This window comes from Agrobacterium sp. GW821-FHT02D03 (assembly GCF_059421725.1).
Genome location: NZ_JBWKVN010000002.1, coordinates 1,282,256 through 1,306,066 on the forward strand (window position 1 = coordinate 1,282,256; position 23,811 = coordinate 1,306,066).

Annotated in this window: 22 protein-coding genes; 14 read left to right on the forward strand and 8 right to left on the reverse strand. The window is 57.2% G+C overall.

Annotation, left to right across the window (positions count from 1 at the left end; all coding sequences use genetic code 11):
- The gene (locus AC07U5_RS19235; RefSeq protein WP_494723959.1) at positions 1–1,188 is read left to right on the forward strand and encodes a Gfo/Idh/MocA family protein; all 1,188 of its coding nucleotides are present in this window, start codon (positions 1–3) and stop codon (positions 1,186–1,188) included.
- Positions 1,189–1,249: 61 nt separating this feature from the next.
- Here the strand turns inward: AC07U5_RS19235 and AC07U5_RS19240 are convergent, their stop codons facing one another.
- From AC07U5_RS19240 to AC07U5_RS19250, 3 genes are all read right to left on the reverse strand, one after another.
- Positions 1,250–1,447, reverse strand: coding sequence for a hypothetical protein (locus AC07U5_RS19240; RefSeq protein ID WP_494723960.1), 198 nt, complete (start codon positions 1,445–1,447; stop codon positions 1,250–1,252).
- A 169-nt stretch (positions 1,448–1,616) separates the two neighbouring features.
- Positions 1,617–1,754 carry a hypothetical protein gene (locus AC07U5_RS19245; RefSeq protein ID WP_494723961.1) on the reverse strand — a complete coding sequence of 46 codons (138 nt, stop codon included), beginning with the start codon at positions 1,752–1,754 and terminating at the stop codon, positions 1,617–1,619.
- A gap of 278 nt (positions 1,755–2,032) precedes the next feature.
- Positions 2,033–3,259 carry a putative nucleotide-diphospho-sugar transferase gene (locus AC07U5_RS19250; RefSeq protein ID WP_494723962.1) on the reverse strand — a complete coding sequence of 409 codons (1,227 nt, stop codon included), beginning with the start codon at positions 3,257–3,259 and terminating at the stop codon, positions 2,033–2,035.
- Positions 3,260–4,295: 1,036 nt separating this feature from the next.
- Here AC07U5_RS19250 and AC07U5_RS19255 point away from each other — a divergent pair.
- On the forward strand, positions 4,296–4,433 hold the full coding sequence (locus AC07U5_RS19255; protein WP_494723961.1) for a hypothetical protein: 138 nt from the start codon (positions 4,296–4,298) through the stop codon (positions 4,431–4,433).
- A gap of 350 nt (positions 4,434–4,783) precedes the next feature.
- Positions 4,784–5,413, forward strand: coding sequence for an outer membrane protein (locus AC07U5_RS19260; protein ID WP_062424584.1), 630 nt, complete (start codon positions 4,784–4,786; stop codon positions 5,411–5,413).
- Between the two features lie 64 nt (positions 5,414–5,477).
- Here AC07U5_RS19260 and AC07U5_RS19265 read toward each other — a convergent pair whose 3' ends face one another.
- Entirely contained in the window at positions 5,478–5,792 is a 315-nt protein-coding gene (locus tag AC07U5_RS19265; protein WP_082447356.1) for a BA14K family protein, read from the reverse strand.
- A 363-nt stretch (positions 5,793–6,155) separates the two neighbouring features.
- Here AC07U5_RS19265 and AC07U5_RS19270 point away from each other — a divergent pair, with 363 nt between their 5' ends.
- The 5 genes from AC07U5_RS19270 (at position 6,156) to AC07U5_RS19290 (ending at position 12,179) form a co-directional block, all read left to right on the forward strand.
- Complete coding sequence (locus AC07U5_RS19270) at positions 6,156–7,706, forward strand: cryptochrome/photolyase family protein (RefSeq protein WP_494723963.1); 1,551 nt, start codon at positions 6,156–6,158, stop codon at positions 7,704–7,706.
- Between the two features lie 12 nt (positions 7,707–7,718).
- Positions 7,719–8,411 (forward strand): SDR family NAD(P)-dependent oxidoreductase, encoded by a 693-nt coding sequence (locus tag AC07U5_RS19275; RefSeq protein WP_494723964.1) that lies wholly within the window; start codon positions 7,719–7,721, stop codon positions 8,409–8,411.
- A 162-nt stretch (positions 8,412–8,573) separates the two neighbouring features.
- The gene (locus AC07U5_RS19280; protein WP_162741013.1) at positions 8,574–8,855 is read left to right on the forward strand and encodes a hypothetical protein; all 282 of its coding nucleotides are present in this window, start codon (positions 8,574–8,576) and stop codon (positions 8,853–8,855) included.
- A gap of 157 nt (positions 8,856–9,012) precedes the next feature.
- The gene (locus AC07U5_RS19285) at positions 9,013–10,014 is read left to right on the forward strand and encodes a glycosyltransferase (protein ID WP_113180191.1); all 1,002 of its coding nucleotides are present in this window, start codon (positions 9,013–9,015) and stop codon (positions 10,012–10,014) included.
- The gene (locus tag AC07U5_RS19290; RefSeq protein ID WP_494723965.1) at positions 10,014–12,179 is read left to right on the forward strand and encodes a glycoside hydrolase; all 2,166 of its coding nucleotides are present in this window, start codon (positions 10,014–10,016) and stop codon (positions 12,177–12,179) included. The genes AC07U5_RS19285 and AC07U5_RS19290 overlap by 1 nt, the downstream gene beginning before the upstream one ends.
- Positions 12,180–12,356: 177 nt before the next feature.
- On the opposite strand, the gene AC07U5_RS19295 is transcribed toward AC07U5_RS19290, so the two are convergent.
- Complete coding sequence (locus tag AC07U5_RS19295) at positions 12,357–13,445, reverse strand: hypothetical protein (RefSeq protein ID WP_494723966.1); 1,089 nt, start codon at positions 13,443–13,445, stop codon at positions 12,357–12,359.
- Positions 13,442–14,731 (reverse strand): lipopolysaccharide biosynthesis protein, encoded by a 1,290-nt coding sequence (locus AC07U5_RS19300; protein ID WP_494723967.1) that lies wholly within the window; start codon positions 14,729–14,731, stop codon positions 13,442–13,444. Before AC07U5_RS19300 ends, AC07U5_RS19295 begins: the two co-directional genes overlap by 4 nt.
- 119 nt (positions 14,732–14,850) lie before the next feature.
- On the opposite strand from AC07U5_RS19300, the gene AC07U5_RS19305 reads away from it, so the two are divergent.
- From AC07U5_RS19305 to AC07U5_RS19330, 6 genes are all read left to right on the forward strand, one after another.
- Complete coding sequence (locus AC07U5_RS19305) at positions 14,851–16,320, forward strand: GumC family protein (protein WP_494723968.1); 1,470 nt, start codon at positions 14,851–14,853, stop codon at positions 16,318–16,320.
- Positions 16,321–16,364: 44 nt separating this feature from the next.
- A complete protein-coding gene (locus AC07U5_RS19310; protein WP_162236297.1) occupies positions 16,365–17,669 on the forward strand; it encodes an O-antigen ligase family protein in 1,305 nt (434 codons plus the stop codon).
- Positions 17,641–18,411 (forward strand): polysaccharide deacetylase family protein, encoded by a 771-nt coding sequence (locus AC07U5_RS19315; RefSeq protein ID WP_494723969.1) that lies wholly within the window; start codon positions 17,641–17,643, stop codon positions 18,409–18,411. The genes AC07U5_RS19310 and AC07U5_RS19315 overlap by 29 nt, the downstream gene beginning before the upstream one ends.
- Positions 18,412–18,420: 9 nt before the next feature.
- Positions 18,421–19,662, forward strand: a complete 1,242-nt coding sequence (locus AC07U5_RS19320; RefSeq protein ID WP_313591035.1) for a glycosyltransferase family 4 protein — start codon at positions 18,421–18,423, stop codon at positions 19,660–19,662.
- Positions 19,663–19,829: 167 nt separating this feature from the next.
- The gene (locus tag AC07U5_RS19325; protein WP_494723970.1) at positions 19,830–21,038 is read left to right on the forward strand and encodes a glycosyltransferase family 4 protein; all 1,209 of its coding nucleotides are present in this window, start codon (positions 19,830–19,832) and stop codon (positions 21,036–21,038) included.
- A 176-nt stretch (positions 21,039–21,214) separates the two neighbouring features.
- Positions 21,215–21,466: a hypothetical protein gene (locus tag AC07U5_RS19330; protein ID WP_130978721.1), complete on the forward strand. Its 252-nt coding sequence runs from the start codon at positions 21,215–21,217 to the stop codon at positions 21,464–21,466.
- A gap of 185 nt (positions 21,467–21,651) precedes the next feature.
- Here AC07U5_RS19330 and AC07U5_RS19335 read toward each other — a convergent pair whose 3' ends face one another.
- Positions 21,652–22,791 (reverse strand): ceramide glucosyltransferase, encoded by a 1,140-nt coding sequence (locus AC07U5_RS19335; protein ID WP_494723971.1) that lies wholly within the window; start codon positions 22,789–22,791, stop codon positions 21,652–21,654.
- Positions 22,792–23,062: 271 nt separating this feature from the next.
- Positions 23,063–23,524: a hypothetical protein gene (locus AC07U5_RS19340; protein ID WP_062441741.1), complete on the reverse strand. Its 462-nt coding sequence runs from the start codon at positions 23,522–23,524 to the stop codon at positions 23,063–23,065.
- Positions 23,525–23,811 lie beyond the last annotated feature (287 nt).

The following is a 23,811-nucleotide window of genomic DNA, read 5'->3' on the forward strand; positions in this document are numbered from 1 at the left end:
ATGGCAATTGAAGGAAAGACGACCGACAAGGCGTCCAAGCGTATTCGCCTCGGTATGGTCGGCGGTGGGAGCGGTGCGTTCATCGGCGGCGTTCACCGCATGGCGGCGCGTCTCGACAACCGCTTTGAACTGGTGGCAGGCGCACTATCGTCCACGCCGGAGAAGTCGAAGGCCTCCGGTCTGGAGCTTGGGCTCGATGAAGACCGCTGCTACGGCTCCTATGAGGAAATGGCGGAAAAGGAAGCGGCACGCGAAGATGGCATCGACGCCGTCGCAATCGTCACGCCGAACCATGTTCACTATCCCGCGGCAAAGGCCTTTCTGGAGCGCGGTATCCACGTCATTTGCGACAAGCCGCTGACCTCCAACCTCGAGGATGCCAAGAAGCTGAAAGAGGTTGCCGACAAGGCGGATGCACTGTTCGTGCTCACCCATAATTATACCGGCTACCCCATGGTCCGCCATGCAAGGGAGCTGGTAGAAGGTGGCGTGCTCGGCGATATTCGTCTGGTTCAGATGGAATATCCGCAGGACTGGCTGGCCGAGCCGATCGAACAGACCGGCGCCAAGCAGGCGGTCTGGAGAACGGACCCCGCGCAGTCGGGTGCAGGCGGTTCGACCGGTGACATCGGCACCCATGCCTACAATCTCGGCTGCTTCATTTCGGGTTTGGAGTTGGAAGAGCTTGCGGCAGACGTGCACACCTTTGTCGAAGGGCGGCGCCTGGATGACAACGCCCACGTCATGCTGCGCTTCAAGGCGAAAGGTGGCAAGCAGGCGGCCAAGGGTCTTTTGTGGTGCAGCCAAGTCGCCGTTGGCCATGAGAACGGCTTGAAGGTGCGCGTCTATGGCACCAAGGCTGGGCTGGAATGGACGCAGGCGGACCCGAACTATCTGTGGTTCACCAAGCTTGGAGAGCCAAAGCAACTGATCACCCGCGGTGGTGCCGGTGCCGGTGATGCGGCGTCCCGTGTCACGCGCATTCCATCCGGCCATCCGGAAGGTTACCTCGAAGCCTTTGCGACGATCTACTCGGAAGCGGCCAATGCCATCGATGCGCGCCGCAATGGTTCTGACCTCGACAAGGCCGTCATCTATCCAACCGTGGATGATGGTGTGAAAGGCGTTGCCTTTGTCGAGGCATGCATTCGCTCGTCCAAGGACAACGGCAACTGGGTCAAGCTCTAAGACAAACAAACCGCCGTGCGATTGTCTCGCACGGCGGTTTGGTGAATTCCTATTGCAGCTTTCAGGCAGCGCCCGCGGGATCGCCGATTGGCAGAAGCGCGGGATTGAGTGTCGGATCGTTCGGGTTTTTCGTATCGCCCGGATCGTTCACGGGTGGCACGGGCGGCTTTTCCTGAACTCGGTCCGGAATGCCCGGTGTCGATGTTGGACCACGCGGGCTGTCGATCGTGGACTCGTCCAATGGATCACGGTTTGGCATGGTGAGCCTCCTTTGTTTGTTGTTCGACAAGTGAACAGAATGTAGGGGCATTGGTTCCCCAAGTTGCCCCTGAGGCACTCGCATTTGGGCGATGACTGTTCCAGCGAAGTCATCTGACTATCCTAGTCTCTTTAGTTTTTGTCGAATGGAGACAAAGGGTCTTGCTGTTTCAAGGACGTTGAGGGAGAGCCGTCGGCAGGGTGATCTTTTCTGGCGGCGCGATCTTCGTCAAAGGCAATGTCGAGCAGCCGGTGCGGTTGCACTTGATCGCCTGGGCGGCGACCAGCGCACCCCTGATATCGATCATTCCAGCACCTTGTGCGCGGCGACGATTTTGTTCTCGCTCGGCCCGACCGCCGCCTAGCTCAGCGCCATTTGCCCCTCGGCGGCAAACGCCCTGATCGTCAAAAACCTCAAGAGGGTTGTGGCGACTGGCGTTACCAGTCTGTGGATCGGTGATCCCATGGAGTATCGTGATGACCGAAACCATCGAAAGTTCAAAAGATAGAGCGATCTAAAACATCCATCTCAAATCAATCCGCAACCTCCTTTTTTCAAATGCAATCCCCTTGTTATGCGGCCCAGCTACCTCCGAGCGGTATAGCGGCGGGCGATGCGCGCGAAGCGGCGGGCAATGCGGTGGGGATCGCCAACCGACAGCCATGCGATCCGCCCCATGGCATACAGCGCCAGAGCGGGCGCGCCGATGACGCGGGCGTTGGCGGCAAGGCGGCGTAGTGTCTCCGATGCTGTAGCCCCAGCTACAGCAGCCGAAAGCGCTGTTTTGGCGTCACCAGCACGGCCAACCTGATGAAAAACCATGTGGGAATCAATGCCGATTGCGCCGGGGTCGCCGCCTTTCGCAAGGGCGGCATCAAAAAGAGCGACGGCCTTGGCGATATCACCATGCCCCGCCTCTAGCGCCGCGTAATAGTGTATTTCTTCACTGGTCAGCGGCGCCGAACCGACTGCACGGAAGACGGCCCGCAGCAACAGGTTACGACGAAGTGACGGCCGCGCATCGATCGGGAGGCGGAGGTCTTCTGGAAGGTTGTACGTGCCGTTGCTCATGGTGAACCGGGAAAGAAGCCGGACCGTCGCCGTTCGGAAACGCCGGTCGAAGAAGGGATGGGCGGCAACCAGTTCTCGATCTGTCTCAAGCGGCAGCACGCGGTCGCACAGCGTGCGCGGCAAAACTAGGATGCTGACGCTCTGCCCCTCGACCTCAACCTCTCCTGTTACGGCCGCGTGGCCTCCAAGATCGCGAGGCCGCCACTTGATCCCGAGATCGCGGACAATATAGTTCACCGCATTCTGATCATCTGAGTAGCGCTGCGTTTCCGCCATCCATAAACGAGCAAAGGCGGCTAGCGCTGGTCCACTTCGAGCCGCGAAAAGGCCTGGACATAGGGTGAATCCCCAGTCACGACCAATCGTGGCGGGATGACCATGGTCCATCGTAAAGGCCAGATCGAAGCGCTGATCGACAAGAAGTGTCGCGACATCGCCGAGCCAGAATGCGTCGAGGTCTGAGTGCATAAATAGGTCGGGGTCGGTTCCGTCACTGGCAAGCATTTCCTCTAGCAGCAGAGCCAGTCGACGGATCCAGAACAGACCACGGTTCGGCGCATCCGCCGCTTCCGGCGGCGCGCGGCGTGTAAGGCATCGGCCATCTGCTGAGGCGCGGATAAAGGCTTGCTCATCCATAGCAATCACCGTGGGCGGGACAGGCATATTGGATCTAGAAAGATCAAGCCACAGCCGCAACAAATCGACATAGTCTTGGCTTACGAAGGTGACGATTCTCACCATGAAGCATTGAGCCTAGCACAAGGGTCAACAAAACTATAAAATACGACTTGGGTCGCGCGCAGCCCGTTCAAATGGATTAGGTTTGAAGCTATCATAAATATCTTCTATAACGGCAAACAGGTAAGCTCAACTATAAAACAACTTCAAGCAGGGCAATTGTTTGAAGTTGAGAGCGGTGCCGGCGCGTCTATTTCTATGTTTGTAGGAGACACCGTATCATATGAGGCCGTCGTGTCCGCGAAGACGTTCCTGGATCATTTTTTCGGCTCTTGATGCCCCCACCAGTTTTGGAAAGGCTTCCATCCCTAGTCGGAAAATTTCTCTGATCGTGTCGTGCGGCGATGGCCAGAGTAGAGGATTTCTGTGAGATCGGGCGCTGAACCAAGCGAAAGCTTAATCTCCTCTGCCGCTTTCTACCATCCGAACATGTATTCTCTCTCTTGACGCACACACCGACGTGATTAACGCGCTTCCCGCTCGGCTATTTGCCGAACGCTTCATCGATTGGTTCGAAACCTGCGCGAGCGAGAGCCTGCCATCGTGGCCTTCGACATCTGCACTGGTGCTCGACGTCGTCTTCCACGAAGATCTCATGCCCTTAAGGACTCAACCGGCCCAGCCAATATGACGACAATCAAGCATGCGGCCCTCCAACTTCTCAAGCAGATCCCCGGGAAGGCTAGTCTCGAGATCAGAAAGGCACCGCTGAATTGCACGACAACTATCCCATAACCCTCTACCAACACAGAACGTGACTTCATGCGATTGAACCAAGGGGATCGCATTTGAAAAAAGGAGGTTGCGGATTGATTTGAGATGGATGTTTTAGATCGCTCTATCTTTTGAACTTTCGATGGTTTCGGTCATCACGATACTCCATGGGATCACCGATCCACAGACTGGTAACGCCAGTCGCCACAACCCTCTTGAGGTTTTTGACGATCAGGGCGTTTGCCGCCGAGGGGCAAATGGCGCTGAGCTAGGCGGCGGTCGGGCCGAGCGAGAACAAAATCGTCGCCGCGCACAAGGTGCTGGAATGATCGATATCAGGGGTGCGCTGGTCGCCGCCCAGGCGATCAAGTGCAACCGCACCGGCTGCTCGACATTGCCTTTGACGAAGATCGCGCCGCCAGAAAAGATCACCCTGCCGACGGCTCTCCCTCAACGTCCTTGAAACAGCAAGACCCTTTGTCTCCATTCGACAAAAACTAAAGAGACTAGGATAGTCAGATGACTCCGCTCGAACAGTCATCGCCCAAACGCGATTGCCTTGACACCAAGCTGGACCCCGCACAGCATGGTTTGGCGCAGATGCGCTCGAACCCAAGCGACACCTGAAATTCAGCGTTAACCTCCTGTTATCCATGCCGTTAAAGTTTTAGCTAAATTCTAACCAAGTTTCTTTTTCCGCCATACCTTCGCGCTTATGTTGACCATAACAGCAATCAGACAGGCACTGTCCTTGGTGGCTTTCGGAATGACGTCTCCCGCGGGGAGACTTAAGGACTTGGTATGGAGTTGATGATGTCCAATAAATTCAGATCTTACGCTGTTGCCATTGCGGCAATGGTGGCTGCCAGCCCGGTTGTTGCTGCAGACCTCACCTCGTCCTACGAGGCGCCTCCAACCTATAACGAGCCTGCGAGCTCTTCCTGGACGGGTGCTTATGCCGGTGGCCATATTGGCGCTGCCATGCCAAGCGCAAACCCTTTCCGTGACGGCAAGGGCTTGGCGCTGGGCGTTCAGGGTGGCTACAATTATGACCTTGGCGGTGCTGTCGTCGGTGGCGAACTCGAAGCAACCCATCTCGGCGATACCCGCGTCTCCGTTCCGAACGGAAATCTGCGCGAGCGCTGGCGCGTTGCGGCAAAGGCCAAAGCTGGCGTCAAGATGGACGAAACTCTGATCTACGGCACGGCTGGTCTGACGGTTACGAGCCTTCGCGACGGCGACAATGTTGTCGGCCCTGATGGCATGAAGGAAGGCTACCTGCTCGGCGCCGGTATCGAACACAAGTTCAATCAGCAGATTTCGGGCAAGGTCGAGTACAACTATGTTGCAACCAACGATGTTCGGACATTCTCTGGCGGCACCACATCGCGGACTGATATCAGCGACAACGTCGTCAAGGGTGGTTTGAACTATCACTTCTGACATGTTTGGCAGGATTTGAGACTGCCAACGCGGTTAATTGGAAGGCGGGCAAAACAAGCCCGCCTTACTTGGAGCGGCACTCCGTGCGCGCACCAGAGGCGTTAGCAAAGGTATTGTCCGACGCGTGATAGGATGGGTAGCGTGTTGCGCACCAACGAATGTGTTGAACTTCTTCCGCTGAAAGAAGAAGGTCGCCACTGCCCTTCGTTGCGCCGCCATTGCTAAATGCCGAGACGGAAGCGTTCGTGGCCTCTTCGGCAGAAGCTTCGTTTACATAGGCGGGGTTAATGACGCTCAGGGCGAACGATGGGCCGCTTGCAGCGCACATGAAGGCTGCTGCTAAAAAAACTACGGATTTTGCTTTTCCTGATCTTGACATTTTGGAAGTTCCTTTTCCGTATTGTGGAAAAGCAACGTGGCGAGACTGTCTTTGGTTCCCCTTATTAACGAAGTCTTAGATTTATCGTGCCGATGATGGCCGATAGCCGGTGCGCGAAGCCCCACTGATTCGCGCTGCGTACGTCCTCGTCCGTCTCGCTACGGCCCCGACCCTTCCCGAACGACATCAGCTCAGCATTTCCTCTACGTCTGCGCCTTGTTACACCCACACATGCTTTGCGATCTTCTGGGGCAGACAGGATGCAATACTGGCAGCGATCGCCTACATCATCGTCGCCCATAAAAAGACGTCGATGGCGGTTCCCGTCTGGAACGGCAGGCGGCACCTTGGCGTTCTGCGGCGATGAAACAGCGCTGCCGCAATCTCATCTTCATCCTTGGCGATCAATTGTCCCACTCCGTCTCAAGCCTGGAGGGTGCCGATCCGGATCAGGACATGATCCTGATGTGTGAGGTGCAGGAAGAGACCACCTATGTGCGCCATCACTGCAAGAAGATCATCCTGATCCTTTCGGCCATGCGCCACTTCGCCGAAGATTTGCGCGGCAAGGGGTTCGACGTTCGCTACACCGAGCTGGATGATAAGGCGAACACGGGGAGCTTCACCGAAGAGCTGAAGCGCGCCGTCAAAGAGATAAAGCTAGAGAAGGTCATCGTCACCGAGCCGGGCGAATTTCGGGTGTTGCAGGCGATGTCTGGCTGGGAGAAGTCTCTCAACATTCCCGTAGAAATACGCGCCGACAGCCGTTTTCTCTGTTCGAAGGAGGAGTTCGGGGCGTGGGTTGAGGGGCGGCGCGAGCTGAGGATGGAGTTTTTCTATCGCGACATGCGCCGAAAAACCTCTCTTCTCATGGAAGGCGACAAGCCCGTGGGCGGTCGCTGGAACTTCGATGCTGAAAACCGCAAGCCGGCAAAGCCCGATCTCTTTCGCGCCTCACATCCGAAGTTTACGCCCGACAAGACGACGCGCGACGTGATGAAATTGATCGATGAACGTTTTGCCGAGCATATGGGGGAGGCAAAGGGCTTCGCATTTGCGGTCACGCAGAAGGATGCGGAGCGGGCAGCAGACGCATTCATCGAGCATTTCCTGCCGAGCTTCGGTGAGACGCAGGATGCCATGCTCTCCAGCGACCCGTTCCTCAATCATTCGCTCCTGTCCTTCTACATCAATCTGGGTCTTCTTGACCCGCTCGACATCTGCCGGAGGGCGGAGCGCGCCTATCTGGAAGGCGATGCGCCGATCAACGCTGTTGAGGGCTTCATTCGCCAGATCATCGGCTGGCGGGAATATATGCGTGGCATCTACTGGCACTTCATGCCGGACTATGCGGATCGCAACTTTTTTGACGCGTCGCGACCGCTTCCATCCTTCTTTTGGGACGGCAAGACCGAGATGAATTGCCTTTCGACGGTCATCGGTGAGACCATTGATCACGCCTATGCCCATCACATTCAGCGGCTTATGATCACCGGGAATTTTGCGCTTCTTGCGGGCCTTGATCCCCATGCGGTGCATGAATGGTATCTCGAAGTCTATGCCGATGCCTTCGAATGGGTAGAGATGCCGAATGTCATCGGCATGAGCCAGTTCGCCGATGGCGGATTGCTGGGATCCAAACCCTATGCGGCAAGTGGAGCCTATATTTCGCGCATGTCGGACTATTGCGAAAACTGCCGTTACGATGTGCGCAAGAAGACCGAGGAGGGAGCCTGTCCCTTCAATTCGCTGTACTGGGATTTCCTTGACCGAAACAAAAAGAAGCTCGACGGCAACCGCCGTCTGGCCCAGCCTTATGCGACCTGGGGACGGATGAAGGACGAACAGCGCAAGGACTATAAAAATGCCGCGCGCCAGTTTCTGAAAAAGCTCGATGATGCAGAGCCTGTTTAGGAGTTTCTCGTAATGATGACGTCACTCGCAGACGGATATCGCGCGCTCGTGATCGGCTCTAGCGGTGGGATCGGCTCGGCAGTTGCGAGATTGCTCCAGGCGGACGAGCGGTGCGCAGAGGTCGTCGGTCTTTCGCGCTCCGGCGACGGCCTGGATATTACCGACGAGGCAAGTGTTCACGACGCCCTCGGAAGACTTGACGGAGAGTTTCAGCTCATCTTCTGCGCCACCGGGGCGCTGACGATCGAGGGCGTTGGCCCGGAAAAGGCGCTGAAGCAGCTTTCTGCCGACGCGATGATGAAGCAATTTGCGCTGAATGCGCTCGGCCCCGCGCTGGTGTTGAAACACGTCGCTGCGAAACTGCCGAGGCGAGAGCGCGGGCTGATGGCGTTTCTGTCGGCAAGGGTCGGTTCGATCGGTGACAATCATCTCGGCGGATGGGTATCCTATCGCGCCTCGAAGGCGGCGTTGAACCAGATTATCCGAACCGCTTCCGTCGAACTTGGCCGCAGTCACCCGCAGTCGGTCTTGGCAGCACTGCATCCTGGCACCGTGGCAACCTCGCTCAGTGATGACTACGCCGGTGGCCGCGATCGGTTTCTACCGGAGGAGAGCGCGACCAGGATGCTTTCCGTTCTGGATAGACTTCAGCCGGCGCAAAGCGGAAGCTTCCATGCCTATGACGGTTCGAGCATCGAATGGTAGGCCGTGCGAAGCTGAGGCCATGCGCGGACGGCATCGCTGTCATGACTTGCTTCCCCGGTCCCGCAACCCTATCTCTGTTTCATCAATCCGATCAAACAATGCGTATTGCTAAAGCATCTGCAACGGCAGGTGCGGAGCAAAGACGCGCGCGGAGGTAAATCGATGCAATCAGCACCCAAAAGCTTACCGGAGATGAATGTCGGCGAGCGGCACGCCATGATGAATACTGTGAGCGAAGCGCTTTTCGATGCGGCCGAACATGCGTCTGAAGAGGGCGATGTGCGGCTGGCAGAAAATTTCCGCGCCATGGCTGCGATGATCGAAGGTGAAACCGGGGAAAGGTCATCGGATAACCTCAGGCCGCTTGAGCTTATTCTGACGCAAGCACTGACACTCCTGCAGCTCTACATGGACAAGGCAGCCGGAAACCGGGTGCTTCACTGAATGGATTTCACCGCGCCCGCAAATCCGATAGTTGCCAGACTCTCAACAACCGCATAGACCTCTGCTGTGGCGTTAAGCATATAAGAAATTCTGCATACAGCTTCGTTCCGAAACCTGTATTCTTCCCTCAGTAGACTGACATGTAACGGATGCGGCTGTGAAACTATCGGTCATTCTGAAGACGCTGAACGAAGAAAACCGGATCGGCGCGGCCATCGAAAGCGTGATCGCTGCTTTGAAGGCCGTGCCTGGTATCGAAAGCGAAATCATCGTCGCCGATAGTGGTTCGAAGGATCGAACAGTCGAGATCGCTTCTCGATATCCTGTCATCATCGCCCAGATTCAAGCGCCCGCCAAAGCCAGTTGCGGCGTTGGTCCCCAGCTCGGATTTCAATACAGCAAGGGGGAATTCATCGCCTTGATGGACGGCGACATGCTGCTTGATCCGACCTTTTTGCCCGAAGCCTTCGATTATCTAGACAAGCATCCCCGCGTTGCCGGCGTCAGCGGCGATATCAACGAGGTCAATCTCGATAATCTGGAATTTACCCGCCGGGTGCAGCGAATTGCCTCGCAGGTCAAGCATGGCGTTCGCGATCGTCTGAACGGTGGCGGCGTTTACCGTCGCGCCGCAATCGAAGAGGCCGGATATTTCTCCGACCGCAATCTTCACGCATTCGAGGAATTCGATCTGGCTCAACGTCTTCGTCTGCGCGGCTGGACGCTTTACCGGCTGGACCGGCGCTATGTCGATCACTTCGGCCATAACATCAATTCCTATGTGCTGCTGACACGGCGCTGGTCGTCGAAATATCTGCTCGGCACAGGGGAGCTTTTACGCGCAGGCTGGCAGCAGGGGCGGTTGAAGCAGGTCGTCCAAGAGAACCCGGAGATCAAGCTTTGGCTTGGCGTTTATGCTTGGTGGGCAATTCTGCTTTTCTGTCTGATCGGCAGCCTCTTTCATCCCATCGGACTGATTGCCTTTGTCGCCCTGCTGGTGCTGCCGGTCGTGGCGATGTCGATCAAGAAAAAAAGTCTGGAGCTTGGCCTTTACGCCATCGTGGCCTGGTGCTTTCATGCGGCAGCACTTCCGTTCGGTATCCTATCGCGACGGAAAAATCCCGGAAGTTGGATTGAAAGTAAGTTGTTGAAGCCCTGATGAAAAAAGCCCTTCTTTGGATACTGGCCGTTTCGTTCGCATTGATCCGGCCAGTCTATGCCGAAGAGTGGCTCCCCGTCAGGGAAAAGTCGCTTGAAGTTCAGGCGGGAAGCCCGCTCGATTTTTCTGGCATTCTTCCAGAAACGAAGATCGACGAGAATACGCGGGTCATCGTCACACCCGCTGGCAAGCTCGCGATAGCCAATGACGCCGCCAAGCCGCAGCGCTTCCTGTGCGCGTCTCTTGCGCTAAGCCCGGCGTCTGGCGGGTTTCCGGATCACGATGCTGCCGACCGCTATGCCCTGCAGCTCAAAAGGCACGGCTACAATATCGCCCGTTTCCATTATGTCGACGCCGCGTTGATGGCAGACCGCGCCAAGGATTTCGATTTCGACCCGCAGGTGCTGGATCGCGTCCATTATTTCATGGCTGCACTGAAGCGAAACGGCATCTACTGGATCATGGATGGACTGAGTTCCACGCGCGGAGCCTATGGCGGCTATGAGGACCGATGGGATCTCAAGGGCGACCTCAAGGTCGATGCGCAGATTACGGATGCAGGCTTCGATCACTGGCTGAAGTTTCAGCAGGCCTTCCTCGGCAAGGTCAATCCCTACACCGGCATTGCGCCCATTCGCGATCCGGCACTGGTTGCCATTGTTCCATTCAACGAAAACGGCCTGGAATTCGATTCCATGGTGCAAGAGGGTGTGCGAGGCAGCGTTTTTCAAAAGCAGCTTCAACCGCTCTTCAGTGACTGGCTCTCGAAGAAATACGGCAGTGACGACGCGCTAAAGCAGAAGTGGGGTTGGTGGACGAAGGAAGGCAGTCTTGAGGACCGCTCCGTTGCTCTGCCGACCAATCGCAACGAGCGCAGCGAGCGGATGCGCGACCTGCAATCCTTCTTCATCGATGTCGAGCAGAACGCCACCCGGCGCATGACCAAGGCGCTTCGCGATCTTCGCTTCCGCGGTATCGTCTTGCCCTACAACAACTGGCCGACGATCCAGACTGGTATTAGCCGCAGCATCCAGGATGCGGTGGCGATGAACACCTATCATGACTGGGTTGGTTCCTATGAGCCGGGCACCAGCATCGAGGGGAAGAGCTCGCTGGAAGACGGGCTGCGCTACTTAAGAACCGTGGGTGCTGCACGCTGGCTGGGGCGACCCTTCGTCATCACGGAATATGATCATCTCTTTTGGAACCCCTATCGCTACGAGGCAGGTCTTGCGGCACCCGCTTTTGCTGCCCTACAGGGTTGGGACGTCTTGTGCCGCCATGCGCACGGTCCGATCGTTTTGGCCTATGGCGAAGATTTCCGGTTCAAGAAGCAGATTCTGCCCTACGCGATCGCACTCGACCCGGTGGCACGCGCGGGCGAAACGCTGGCTGCGCTCGTCTTTCGCCGTGGCGACGCCACGAGCACGTCGCTCGATATCCCTTTCCTCGTCGATGAGCAAAAGGGTCTGCCGCAAGGCGTCAACGACATGGAGCCTGAGCTTCTCACACGCCTCGGTCTTGTCGGGGCCATTGGCCTCCAATCTGTGACCGATGCCAAGCCTGGTGTGGTTGCGGTTGCACCGCAGCGCGAGGGGGAGACCCCGATGGCAATCGTGGCAAAGCTGAAAGATGCTGGTCGTGTCGATCCTTCGGCTCCGGCGGATCTCGATAGTGGTAAAGTCGTGAGCCAGACCGGCGAACTGCAACTGGACGCCGGAGCCAAGGCCCTGGCCTTGAGAACGCCGATGACCCAGGCGCTCGCTTTCGACAAGGTCGGGGACGGCGTCGAGGTTGGTGCTTTCAGCGTGAAGCATGCGGATGGACGGGGATTGCTATCGCTGTCGTCACTGGACGGAGTGCCGTTGAAAGACAGCAAGCGGCAGCTCTTGATCCTGGCCTCGGATGCCCGCAATTCCGGAATGCGCTTTCGCGACGCGGATCAGTACGTCATCGAAGATTTTGGCCATCTGCCGGTTCTCATCAGGCGCATGGAAGTCGGTCTCCGCTTCGAGACCCCCGGCACCTTCAAGATTTCTCCTGTCGGGCTGGACGGCCGTGTCCGTGCGCCTGTCGCAACCGTCAAGAGCGGTAACATCCTGCGTCTGTCGAACGACACGCCCGGTGGTCCGACCACCTACTTCTTGGTGGAGCGGACCGAATAAAGGCGCGATGATCATTGAGATCTGCTCCGTGCGCATCAGGCGGCTATTGTCGCGCCGGTCATGGTCGCAAAACCTCGCCGTATGCTAAAGCCAGCTGAAAATCAGGGTCGATTTTCGGAAATAACGATGCGCCAATTTAAAGCGTTATCGCGCCCTTTGTGCGCTCCAAAGGACGCTCTAGTAAAAGTCGCGCGTCAGACGTGTCCAGCCTTCGCCACCGAGACCGCCGAAATACGCCCGGCCGTTTTCCATCGCCTCCCTAAACAAGGCAGAGCGGGAGGTTGCGGAGATGCCGGTGAAGTAGCGATACCAGATGCGGCTGTAGCGGGAGAGAGACCGGATCATCTCGGGTCGGGCCTGGGAGCAGGCATAGGTGAAGCCGGACCGTTGGAGTGCGAGCAGGGTGGCATCGACAACGGCATCCTGAGCCTTGTCTTCGTAAAGAAGATCAAGGATATGCGCAGAGCCTCCCATTTCACCCACACATGAGAAGACGCCAACGACATTGCCGTTCTTATCCTTGACCTGCGCCAGCATCAGCTTGCCGCGTCCGCCCTCTCCCTCCGAGGCGTTGACGGCCCATGTGACGTAGCGCTCGTCATAAACCGGAGCGACCACGTACCATGCCAGATAACGGTTCGCATATTCGGCAAAGACAGCAGGTGTTGCCTCCACCACACTATATCCGTCCGCCGTCGTCACGTTGTTAGCAAGACGATTGTCAGGAAGCTGACCGCGGCTGATGAGGCGTGGAAAGCGGTCGAACAGCTTCATTCTCAGGAAATTGATAAGCGCCGGGACTGGTTTGAACATTTTGTACCAGCGCAGAGCCTGAACCTGGAGTTCGATGCCGCCGATCGCCTTGAAATGGGCAATGCCGATAGGGGCGCCGCTGTCTGTAAAGAGGATGCTGTCGGATTTCGGTCGGGTGCTTAAAAACACCGCCGCAGCGGCGCGCGGATTGGCATCGGGCGTCGTCGCGAAGCCGCAGGTTAGCCTTGCAATCACAGTCTCCTCACCGATACGATAGGTGAGCGGTATGATGTTCAGGAGCGTTTTCAATGCGCCAGTGTCATCGACTGACACGAGGCTCCCATTTTCGGGTGTGTAATTGGGATGGGTAAAGAGGATCTCAGACAGGTGCGCTCCCAGCGCTTTCGTCTTCGGCTTCGAACGGGATCGGAACACCGACGTAAAGAGTTCGCTCATCTGGGGAACATCGGCCAGTTCTGCGGGGCGAAGCTTTGAAGTGTTTTTTGTCGTCATAATTCAACGTCCTTGCTTGCTGCGATGGAGCGGGCGACATACGCCCGAACCACGAGCCATGAAGCGATCACGATGCTAAATTCGATAATATATGCTGAGATAAAAATTCCGTAGGGTGGCCAGAGCCATGCAGCCACGCCGATAACGAGCGCGCCGATGCCGTTGGCGAGGTTGAGTACCCAGGCGCGCGCCCCATGTTCACCAGCCGCTCCCAGCAGATCGACCGCAACCGACCAGATCGCGATAAAGAGGATGAGTGGCGCCAGGATCCTGACGAATGTCGGCAGGGACACATATTCCGTTCCGAATATCAGCGGCATGAGGGAGGCCGCGAAGAAGATGAAGAGGGCTGCCGCCAATCCAAGGCCGATCGCGATTGCCAGAATACGCATTGTCAGCGTGAAGGCGTGGTGGATGCCGTTCACGCTGGCCACGGCGAGGTGAGGGTAAATGAGCCGGTTCAGCGCATCGACCGCCATGTAGCTGCTATCGGTGATGCGCCGGGCGACGCCGTAACTGCCGACCATTTCGGGGTTCGCCACCAAGCCGAGGATCAGGAGATCGACGTTCTGACGGAAGGCGCGAAAGATGAATGGGGTGGCGAAAAGAACCCCCAGGCGGATTTCCGGGCGGTCGAGCCTGTAGTCCGGCCGCGCGATGCGAAAGGCAAGGAACCCATAAAGCGCAAGCGTCAGTATGAATGACACCATTTGCCATGTTGCCCAGCTTTCGACCGTATTGACGTCGAAGGCGATGCAGGCAAGAGCCGCAGTCAACGTTCGGATCAGCGCAAATCCCATGATCGAGGCGTTGGCGGCAGCGTTTCGGCGGTGTGCCAGAAAGATGGTTTCGCCCAGCATGATCAGGCGGACCAGGACGATGTTGGTCAAAAGCAGCTGAAAGGTTATCCAGAGGTTCTCAGCTGGCGCTTCTGCAAAGCGCATGAAGTGCGGCAGTACGATCATTCCGAGGAAAATCAGCACCGCCCCGCTGATGCCGCTTAAGATAATGCTGTGGCCGAAGATGCGCGGAAAGCAGGATGGGTCTTGCGGAACGCGGCGAACGAGAGATTCCGACGCGCCCATGCCGCAAAGGTGGACGGCAATGTTGGTGACGGCGATCAAGGAAACGTAGCGACCGAATTCGTCAGCACCGAAAGTTCGCGCGAGTATCGCAAATGTGATGAGTTGCGCGGCATTGGCAATCAGAAGACTTGCCGAGGATGCGCTATAGGACAAGAGCATTCCAAGCAATCTGGATGTATTTCCTGGTGCGTTTCTTGCCATGTTTCATTCCATGCCGAGAAAGAGGAGGGGCGTAAACCATTTCTCAGCGGTCTGTGTGGTTTATGGGAGCTATAAGCTGAAAATGTTTCGTTTCGATTGACACAAAGGTCCGGTCGCGCATGTACGAGTATCCAAAGCAGAAGCGCGTCGAGCGCCCAACGCCGGAGCCTTTGCCGCGTCCAACCCTCGATGCAAAACCGGCCACACCTTCGGGCCCCATCATCAGGCCCGGCAATATCTTTCTGTGGTTGCGCCGCGGGCTCTTCGTCATTTTGCTGTTTGCTATTATCGGCGCTGCGGCCGGCGTCGCCTTCGGCGTTCTCGTCAAGCCGCGCTACACGGCCTCGATGGATATCCTACTGCCACCGCCGTCCGGTCAAGTCCTTCCAAATGAATTGACGGTGCCCGCCCTTCAGAGCGAAGCCCAAATCCTGGACATGTCGAGCAAGATTCTGCTGCTGAATTCCGGCAACGTTTTGCGGAGGACGGTCGAGCGCGAGCAGTTGCAGCAGCTTCCGGAGTTCAACCCTTCGCTCGAACCTGGCTTCAATCTGATGGAAGCGCTGGGTCTCTCGAGCCCTAAGCCGCCAGGCGATCAAACCTTGACAGCGATGCGAATTCTCGACAAGCGCATCAAGGTTAGCCGCCAGGGCGGGACCTATCTGGTCAACATCACCCTCTGGACACGCGATCCCGAGCGGTCGGTCAAGATACTGGCGACACTTGCCGAGTCCTTCAGGCAAGAGCTTGAGGCAGGGCGTAGCGATCTTGCAAAGAATGCGAGCGCAGCGCTAGCGACCCGCCTTGAAGAGTTGAGGGGTGCCGCGACAGAAGCAGCCAATGCGGTTGTGGAATTCCGGCAGAAAAACAATCTCCAGGATCTCGGCAGTGTGGGCTCCGTCAATGTTCAAAGCCTTTCGCAGCTGAACACGCGGTTGAACGATGCCAACTCCAGACTCCAGGACGTCAGAGAGCGCTACAAAAAGCTGAGCCAAACGTCAGCAAACGGTGTTGCCGGGACCAGTTCGCTGTCGTCACCGCTGCTCGATACGCTGCGCTCGCAATATTCGGTTCTCAAACAGCAATATGACGAGCTGGCACTGACCTACGGAGAACGCTATCCGAAGCTTGCTGCGTCCAGGGCGCAGCTGGCGACGCTTAGAAGCGAAATCGCCCGCGAGACGGACCGCGTCTTGCAAAGTGTCAAGATCGAGATGGACCAGGCGCAAAGTGCGGTCGATAGTCTTCGCAGTCAGATCAACACAGCGCAAGGCCGTGTGTCGAATGACGATGCGGCGCAAGTCGAGCTACAGGATTTGCAGAGAAATGCCGAGGCCAAGGCAGCGCTCTACGACACGTTCCTGAAGCGCGCTGGTGAAACCGGAGAGCAGGAACAGCTCAACGTTTCCAATCTCCGGATCGTCACCGAGCCGGTGCCGCCTGAAAGGCGCAACTTCCCCCCGCCGACATCATTGCTTGCGATCGGTGGCCTGATTGCAGGGCTCTTGCTTGGTGTATTTTTTGTCATCGCAGGTCGTACGCTGATTGAACTCAGGCGCAACGACTGGCGGTTCGAGCGGCTCGTGTGATGCAGGCAACCACGATCTCGCCAGCCCAGCCAAGCGGACAGCACATGAAGGTTAGAGTTGCGACCTTCATGGCGGTCTTCCTGTTCTACTTCATCACCACGAACCCGTTTATTGATCTCGTAAAACTGCAATCTGCCGGAACGGAGATCGTACCTGGGTCAAATTTGCTCAATCAGATGACGTTCTTGCTGATCACGTCTCTGACCATCTATGCGGCCGTGAACCATCCCATGCGCTCGCAGATCGCCCAGCCGAGAGTTTTGATCATCGCCCTTTTAGGGTGGTTTTTCATCTCGTCCGCGCTTTCGAACTATCCCATCGACGCAATCAAGCGGACGATCCTTGCAACTCTGACCTTCTTCAATGCAGGCATGTTCCTGCTTCTTCCCCGCTCGGAGGAGCAATTCGCCCGACTGATGCTCTATGGCACAGCCATCACGCTCAGCGTGGCTTACTTCGGGGTAATTTTTCTGCCGCGGCTTTCTATCCATCAGGCGGCTGAAATCGTCGAGCCGATGAATGCGGGTTACTGGAGAGGCCACTACGCACACAAGAACCTCACGGCTGCGGTGATGCTGCAGATCACATTTTTCGGGCTCTACTTCCGCAGTGCAGGATGGAAGAAAAGCGGCATCGCCATTGCTGTTCTGGCCGTCTTCTTCCTCATGCATACCGGCGGTAAATCCTCGACCGCGATGTTGCCGATGATCCTCATTCTACAATGGATGTTCGAGAGGTTTCGCTGGACACGGTGGTTTATCGCCGTGGGCGGTATCGTTGCCTTCAACACTCTGATCCTTGGCGCCACCCTATCATCGGATTTCCGAAGCCTGGTCGTCTCGGTCGGCATTGATCCGACCTTCACCAACCGCTCGGACATCTGGAAGATCGCCTTCGATGCGATAGGCCAATCGCCGATCCTCGGCTATGGCTTCCAGGGCTTCTGGCAAACGCCTGACCTGATGCAAAGCCCGGCCGGTCTGGAGACTTGGGCGGTCCGGGCTTTCAACGGACATAACGCTTATGTGGATACCCTGCTGACGACAGGCATACCGGGGTTGCTGCTGGCGCTGACGCTGGTCATTCTGGTGCCAATGCGGGCGATCGCTCGACTGGACCGAGCACCACCAAATGATCCGGCATTGACGCGCCTGTTCCAGCGCACATGGCTTTGCGTGCTCTACTCTGCCTGTCTCGAGGCTATTTTCTTCCAGAACGGCAGCCCGGTGTTTTTTATCTTCCTCATCTCCATTTTCGGCTTGGTCCTGCAGTCCAGGATGAGCCTCGTCAAAGAACCGATTGTGACCAGGGAGGAAAGCCATGGCGCTCTTATCCAAAGTCAGCGGTAAGCTTGTGTATTTGCGAGAACGTGTTGCCGAACGGGCTGTGCGCGCTCTGCCGGCGTCGACGCTCAACGTCGCCTGTCGCCGCCCCGTCGTGTCCTTCACTTTCGACGATGTGCCTTGCACGGCGTTAAGCGCCGGTGCGAAGATTCTCGAGGAAAATGGGGTCCGTGGCACGTTTTACATTGCCGGAGGGCTCCTCAATCGGGTGGAGCCGGACCGTAACATCATCTCGGAGGAGGGCTGCCGCGAGCTTGCCGCAGCGGGTCATGAGCTCGGTTGCCATACGTTCGGGCATGAGATCGTCCACACGCTGTCGGGCCGGGCCTTGCGTGAAAATCTTACCCGTAACGGCGCCTTGCTCGACAGCTTTGAGCCGCCGGTGACGAAACGAAACTTTGCCTATCCCTATAATCAAGGGTCACTACGGCATCGGCAACTCTTTGCCGACCGTTACCAGACGGCGCGCGGAGGAGGGGATCGCATCAACCGGGGGAAGGTAAACCGCGGCTTTCTCTGGGGAATGGAGATCCGCCAGCCGGAACAGGACGCCCTCGCTTTGGTTCGGCAGATCGACGACGTGGTGAAAGAGCCAGGCTGGCTGGTGTTCTTCACCCACGATGTCAGTGACACGCCGACACCTTATGGATGCACACCTTCGACATTCTCCACACTGGTGCGCTACGCTATTTCGAGCGGTTGCCTCGTTCTACCGGTTCGGGATGCTCTTCAACATGTGGAGAGTTGAGATGACGCAATGAGCGGGACGCTTCTGGCAATCAACAATTACCATTACCGCCGCGGTGGCGCGGACGCGATCTTTCTCGATCAGATGGAGATGTTTGCCCGCTCCGGGTGGAACGCCGTGCCCTTTTCCATGCAGCATCCAGACAACCTACCATCGCAGTGGTCGCCCTATTTCGTTCCTGAAATCGAGTTTGGTCGTCAAGGCGGTCTGATGACGAAGATCGGTCACGGGCTGGAGATCATCTATTCCCGCAAGGCGCGACAGAGCCTGGCTGCATTGATCGACCAAGTGCGGCCTGATGTGGCGCACGCCCACAATGTTTATCACCACATTTCTCCGGCGATCTTCCCGCTTTTGAAGAAAAAGGGAATACCCACCGTCATGACGGTGCATGACCTGAAGCTCGCCTGTCCCTCCTACAAGATGCTGGCGCCGGATGGCGTTTGCGAAAGATGCAAGGGCGGGCGCATCTATAATGTGCTGCTTCACCGCTGCATGAAAGGATCGATTGCTCTGAGCGGACTGGTCATGGTGGAGACCGCCGTGCATCGCGCGCTCCGGCTCTATCGCGATCATATCGACAAGCTCGTGGTTCCAAGCCGGTTTTACAGGCAAAAGCTGATCGAATGGGGATGGCCGGACGACAAGCTGGTCTATATCCCGAACTTCGTCGACCATGCGATCAGCGAACAACGCTTTGCCGTTGAGGAGGGCGATTACTTTCTGTTCGCGGGGCGTCTTGCGCCCGAAAAAGGTGTCGATACCTTGATCCGGGCGGCTGCACGGTCGGGGCAACGTCTGCGTGTTGCGGGCACGGGACCGGAAGAAGCAGAGCTTCGGGCGCTGGCGCAGATAGAAAATGCCGATGTCGAGTTCCTCGGCTATCTCAGCGGCCAAGCGCTCCATGAAACGGTGGCCGGTGCCAAGGCGCTCGTTCTTCCCTCCGAGTGGTATGAAAATGCGCCGGTCAGTATTCTGGAGGCCTATGCCTTGGGTCGTCCGGTGATCGGAACGGACATCGGGGGTATTCCGGAACTGATAAAACCAGGAGAGACAGGGCTTATCGCTGCACCCGGCGATCCGGATGATCTTGCAGGAGCACTCAACGCGATGAACCAATTCTCTGCAAGCGAGCGCAAGGAGATGGGCGAGCGTGGTCGCGCTTGGGTTAACCAAGAATTCTCTCGCGGCGCTTTTTTCGAAAGGACGCTGGACCTTTATCGAGGTTTAGGGATTTCGTCTCTCGGGTAGGTCTTTAGTATTTTAGATAATTATAATTTACCTGTTATGTGAAGGGTTTCGTCAATAAAATGGCGCTACGGTGCAGAGTAGGCGAGGCAGCGTGAAAGCTGTCCGCCGGTTGCTGGTATCATGACTGTACCGTAGGAGTGGGTAGGATGCCCGGGAGGAAGCGAGTAGTGGACTATACGGCGTCGAAACAGACGACGGCACTTCGGGCGCGCAGGAATGCCGACGAGGTCCACTTTCCCGATCTTGATGCGGTTCGCATTTGTGTGATTGGGTTGCGCGGTGTACCGGGTGTACCGGGCGGTATCGAAACCCACGTTGAGCAACTTGTTCCAGGGCTGGCCGAAAGAGGCGCCGACATTCACGTCTATGCGCGTCAAAATTACGTCGCCGGCGAAGTGCCTTATGTCTGGCGCGGTGTCACCGTTCATCCCACATGGGCGCCAAGCAACACGCGACTGGAAGCCATCGTCCACACGCTTCTCGCGCTCTTCAAAGCCCGAAGGCTAAAACCTGACATCGTCCACATTCACGCGGTCGGTCCCTCGCTGGTGGCACCCTTGGCGCGCCTGATGGGGATGAAGGTCGTCTTCACCCATCACGGCTATGATTACGACCGCGAAAAGTGGAACACGCTGGAGAAGAAGGTTCTGCGTCTTGGCGAATGGGCGGGCATGCGCTTCGCCCACGGCCGTATCGTGGTCGCCAAACATATTGCCGATGCCATGCAGGCAAAGTTCCATCGCAACGTCCATTTCATCCCCAATGGCGTGCAGATCGATATCGAAGCCGCAGATGACACCGTCCTTGATGAATTTGGGCTGACCAAACGCCGCTACGTCCTGCTGGTGGCACGCCTTGTCGTTGAGAAGCGCCAGATGGATTTGATCGAGGCCTTTCTGCATGCGGATATGCCGGACACCAAACTGGTTCTGGTCGGCGGCGGGGACGCCCGTAGCGACTATGCAGAAAAATTGAGAGCACGGGCGAAATCGCATTCGAACATCGTGCTGACAGGATCGCAATCGGGCGCAAGGCTTGGTGGGCTGTTTGCCAATGCCGGACTATTCGTTCTGCCTTCCAGTCATGAGGGGATGCCTATAGCGCTTCTCGAGGCGCTGGCTTACGGCCTTCCCATATTGGCAAGCAACATCGAGGCGAATCTAGCGCTCGAACTGGATGCCGAATCCTATTTCCCCTTGGGCGATGTCCCGGCACTTTCCCAGGCGATGCAGAAAAAGCTCTCGGACAGCAAAATGCCTGCACACGCCTCCGTCGAGGTGGGCGAGATGGGCAGCAAGATCATGGCACGCTATAACTGGACGACCATCTGCGAGCAGACAGCCTCACTCTACCTCTCCGTCCTAAAGCGTAACTGACATCAGACCTTCGGGTATTTGCGTAGTGTTACAGAACCGGCCTGAAACAGGAACCGATCGACGCAAGCGCGATGCCAAGCCCCAAATGACATATGCGCGTCATAATAAGGCATTCCCGTTGAACGATCAGCGTCTTTAAACGTTGCTTTTCAAATGCAATGGTGAGGAGCGCTGAGTTGGTTTTCGATGCGAGCGAGGCAATGAGCCGGTTTGGAGAGAGCCATACAACGGTTGTTTTGTGGCAGCGTTTCGAAGTTTCTCACAGGGAGATGTTCGACTCCCTCTGGAGTGCGATCGAGTTTGTTCGGAACACCGCGTTTCGACCGAGCCGTGTTGAACTGCATGTTCACCGCGGAGGGCACGATGTGCTGATCGCCGGCGATGAACTCGCACTGCTTCTCGCGGAACATGAAGAGCAGAAGGCCTGAGGAAATAGGAGTCAGCGCCAAGCGTGAGAGGATTACTTAGAAGCGTAGTTCTCTGGTTACATGGCCGCGTATCGCCGTCCTCTCTTAAAGCGTGTCGCGATCTTCCAGACTCGCTCCCTGCCCTTTAAGTCTTTGTTTAGCCGCATGTCGTTATCGCAAAGCCGATGCTTTGCTCGGACCAGGCTTTAGCCGCTGAGCGTGCTTTCCTGCGTTCCGACGGTCATCATGTTGCCGCGCCACGAAACAGAGGAACCCATCCAGCTTCTTGCCCAGATAAGCGGGAGCAGCGCATCGCGCATGATCATGGCTGGAAAGCTGGTCCATGAGACATGCCAGCCTTTGAGTTTTGCGAGTGCCAGTTCTGGAAGGTAGTAGAGCCCGAGGACGGCGACCGTAACCGCTACCAGCGTCTTGCCGTCTGCGCCGGCGAGCAGGGCTGCGGCGAGGGCCAGAAACAGAGGTGGAATTCCGCCAACAAGGATTTCGGGCGCGAAGAATTGCGGGAAGGTCACGCGCCGCAACCGAGCCCAGCGGGCCTGCCGCGACCAGACCTCGGCAAAGCTGCGCGTGCCGAGCGGCTGCTCGAAAGGGGCTGGCGCAAGGTGAACGCTGCGTCCACTTGCACGAACGAGCTTCGTCGCGGCAGCATCCTCCGCAATTTCCGCTCCAAGAGCCTCTATACCGCCGAGGGAGTCGAGAAGCGGCTTGTTCCACAGCATTGTCTTGCCCTGCGCAAAGCCCTGGCCCAACGTTTCTGCGGCATATTGGTAGCGGCACTGAAATGTGTTGAGGAAGGTGCATTCAAGCTCCGATCCAAGATCGGCCGGGCGTGAACCAAGCGGCGGCGAGCAGACGAGGCCGCTATCCTTACGCCATGCGCTCATCAGCGTCGCAATGTAATGATCGGGCATCAGCACGTTGGAATCGGCGAGGATCACCCATTCGCTGGTCGCCGCACGCCAACCCTTGACGCAATTGTTCAGTTTGGGATTGGCGCTGATCCGATCATCACCCACCAGCAAGCTTGCCCGAATGTGAGGGAAGGCGGCGATGTTGGATTTAACGTGCGGGATGACAGGATCTGCGCTATCCGCAACACAAAAGATGATCTCGTAGTTTGGCCAGTCCAGCTGAAAGGCCCGAGGAATTGTCAGTGTGGTGAAATTCTCCACACCTCGAAGCGGAATGACGAGGGAGACGGGCGGTTGGGTTTGTGGCTCTAAGCCGCGCTTCGTCGTCGGTTTCACACGGATCGCGGTAAGAGCTATGCTCAACAGGTGAACAAAAATCAGCGCGAGGGCGAGAACGGCGAGAGCGATGTCCATGTGCAACTCCACACATCCGGATCTGCCCGGCGTTTAGGTTTCTATCGCAACTATAACGCTTTCATGACAGACGGATGTCATATGGCTCCGCCTGTCACATAGTTTTCATTCTACTGTGGATGAGCAATATTGCACGCATCCATCCGCAAATGCTGTGACGTTTGAGACTATCGCACCGGTCCGAAAATCGGAACCGATTTTCGGACCGGTGCGATAGGTCGGTTCAATGGGCGAAACGCGTCTCTTATGCGTCCGAAACAACCTGCGCCATCTAGCGCGTCATGCCCCAGACGTAGCCGAGCAATGCGGCCAAGCCTAAAGCCTGAAGAGGGTGCTTTCGGACTTGGCGGATCACCGTGTTCTGAACGGAATCGATTTCACTCTTCGCGACGCGCGCGGATCCGGAAATCATCTCCTGAGCAGATCCCGTGATACGCTCAAGTTCAGAGCGCAGTGCTCTGATCTCTTCCATCGCGCGACCGGTTTCCGGATCGTCGTGGCGCGCTCTGACAGCAGCGAGAGCCTCGTCCACCTTTGGTGTGTCCTCCGTTTCCTGTTCCTCCGCGGGTTCGGTTGTCGCGGTTGCTGTCGTCGGACTCGTTTGAGAAACAGGGTCGGAGGCGGGGAACGTGTCTTCGAGCCCCGTCTGAAGATCTTCTTTTCCGGTGCGCTGTCTTGCCTGCTCGTCATGCAGTGAGGCAACGGCAGGTGACATAGAATTTTTGTCGGACATGGTTTTGTCTCCGTAAGGGTTCGTCGTCTCAACTTCTCAGACGCGGGAGGGTTCCGGTTCGATCGATGATGGATTACGGCGGGCTCGAGATGACGCCGCGTTGCGGGTCCGAGCGGTCATGCTCCACCGCGATAATGGTGGAGAGCCGAAGCGGGTGGAGACGTCCTCGGCCGGCAGCGCATTTGCCACGAGGAAGTCGGGCTGCGCCTCCGCCGCGACGATACGTGCATTGCCCTACCACCTGGATCGAGCATTCTCGCCCCAGCGTGGGTCGCGTCTGCATCTGC

Coding starts and splice junctions, on each gene's coding strand:
- AC07U5_RS19290 (WP_494723965.1), top strand. CDS start 10,014: ATGAAAAAAGCCCTTCTTTGGATACTGGCCGTTTCGTTCGCATTGATC.
- AC07U5_RS19340 (WP_062441741.1), bottom strand. CDS start 23,524: ATGTCCGACAAAAATTCTATGTCACCTGCCGTTGCCTCACTGCATGAC.
- AC07U5_RS19295 (WP_494723966.1), bottom strand. CDS start 13,445: ATGACGACAAAAAACACTTCAAAGCTTCGCCCCGCAGAACTGGCCGAT.
- AC07U5_RS19235 (WP_494723959.1), top strand. CDS start 1: ATGGCAATTGAAGGAAAGACGACCGACAAGGCGTCCAAGCGTATTCGC.
- AC07U5_RS19245 (WP_494723961.1), bottom strand. CDS start 1,754: ATGATCGATATCAGGGGTGCGCTGGTCGCCGCCCAGGCGATCAAGTGC.
- AC07U5_RS19275 (WP_494723964.1), top strand. CDS start 7,719: ATGATGACGTCACTCGCAGACGGATATCGCGCGCTCGTGATCGGCTCT.
- AC07U5_RS19310 (WP_162236297.1), top strand. CDS start 16,365: ATGAAGGTTAGAGTTGCGACCTTCATGGCGGTCTTCCTGTTCTACTTC.
- AC07U5_RS19315 (WP_494723969.1), top strand. CDS start 17,641: ATGGCGCTCTTATCCAAAGTCAGCGGTAAGCTTGTGTATTTGCGAGAA.
- AC07U5_RS19255 (WP_494723961.1), top strand. CDS start 4,296: ATGATCGATATCAGGGGTGCGCTGGTCGCCGCCCAGGCGATCAAGTGC.
- AC07U5_RS19300 (WP_494723967.1), bottom strand. CDS start 14,731: ATGGCAAGAAACGCACCAGGAAATACATCCAGATTGCTTGGAATGCTC.
- AC07U5_RS19265 (WP_082447356.1), bottom strand. CDS start 5,792: ATGTCAAGATCAGGAAAAGCAAAATCCGTAGTTTTTTTAGCAGCAGCC.
- AC07U5_RS19240 (WP_494723960.1), bottom strand. CDS start 1,447: ATGCCAAACCGTGATCCATTGGACGAGTCCACGATCGACAGCCCGCGT.
- AC07U5_RS19270 (WP_494723963.1), top strand. CDS start 6,156: ATGAAACAGCGCTGCCGCAATCTCATCTTCATCCTTGGCGATCAATTG.
- AC07U5_RS19335 (WP_494723971.1), bottom strand. CDS start 22,791: ATGGACATCGCTCTCGCCGTTCTCGCCCTCGCGCTGATTTTTGTTCAC.
- AC07U5_RS19305 (WP_494723968.1), top strand. CDS start 14,851: ATGTACGAGTATCCAAAGCAGAAGCGCGTCGAGCGCCCAACGCCGGAG.
- AC07U5_RS19250 (WP_494723962.1), bottom strand. CDS start 3,259: ATGGTGAGAATCGTCACCTTCGTAAGCCAAGACTATGTCGATTTGTTG.
- AC07U5_RS19260 (WP_062424584.1), top strand. CDS start 4,784: ATGTCCAATAAATTCAGATCTTACGCTGTTGCCATTGCGGCAATGGTG.
- AC07U5_RS19320 (WP_313591035.1), top strand. CDS start 18,421: ATGAGCGGGACGCTTCTGGCAATCAACAATTACCATTACCGCCGCGGT.
- AC07U5_RS19280 (WP_162741013.1), top strand. CDS start 8,574: ATGCAATCAGCACCCAAAAGCTTACCGGAGATGAATGTCGGCGAGCGG.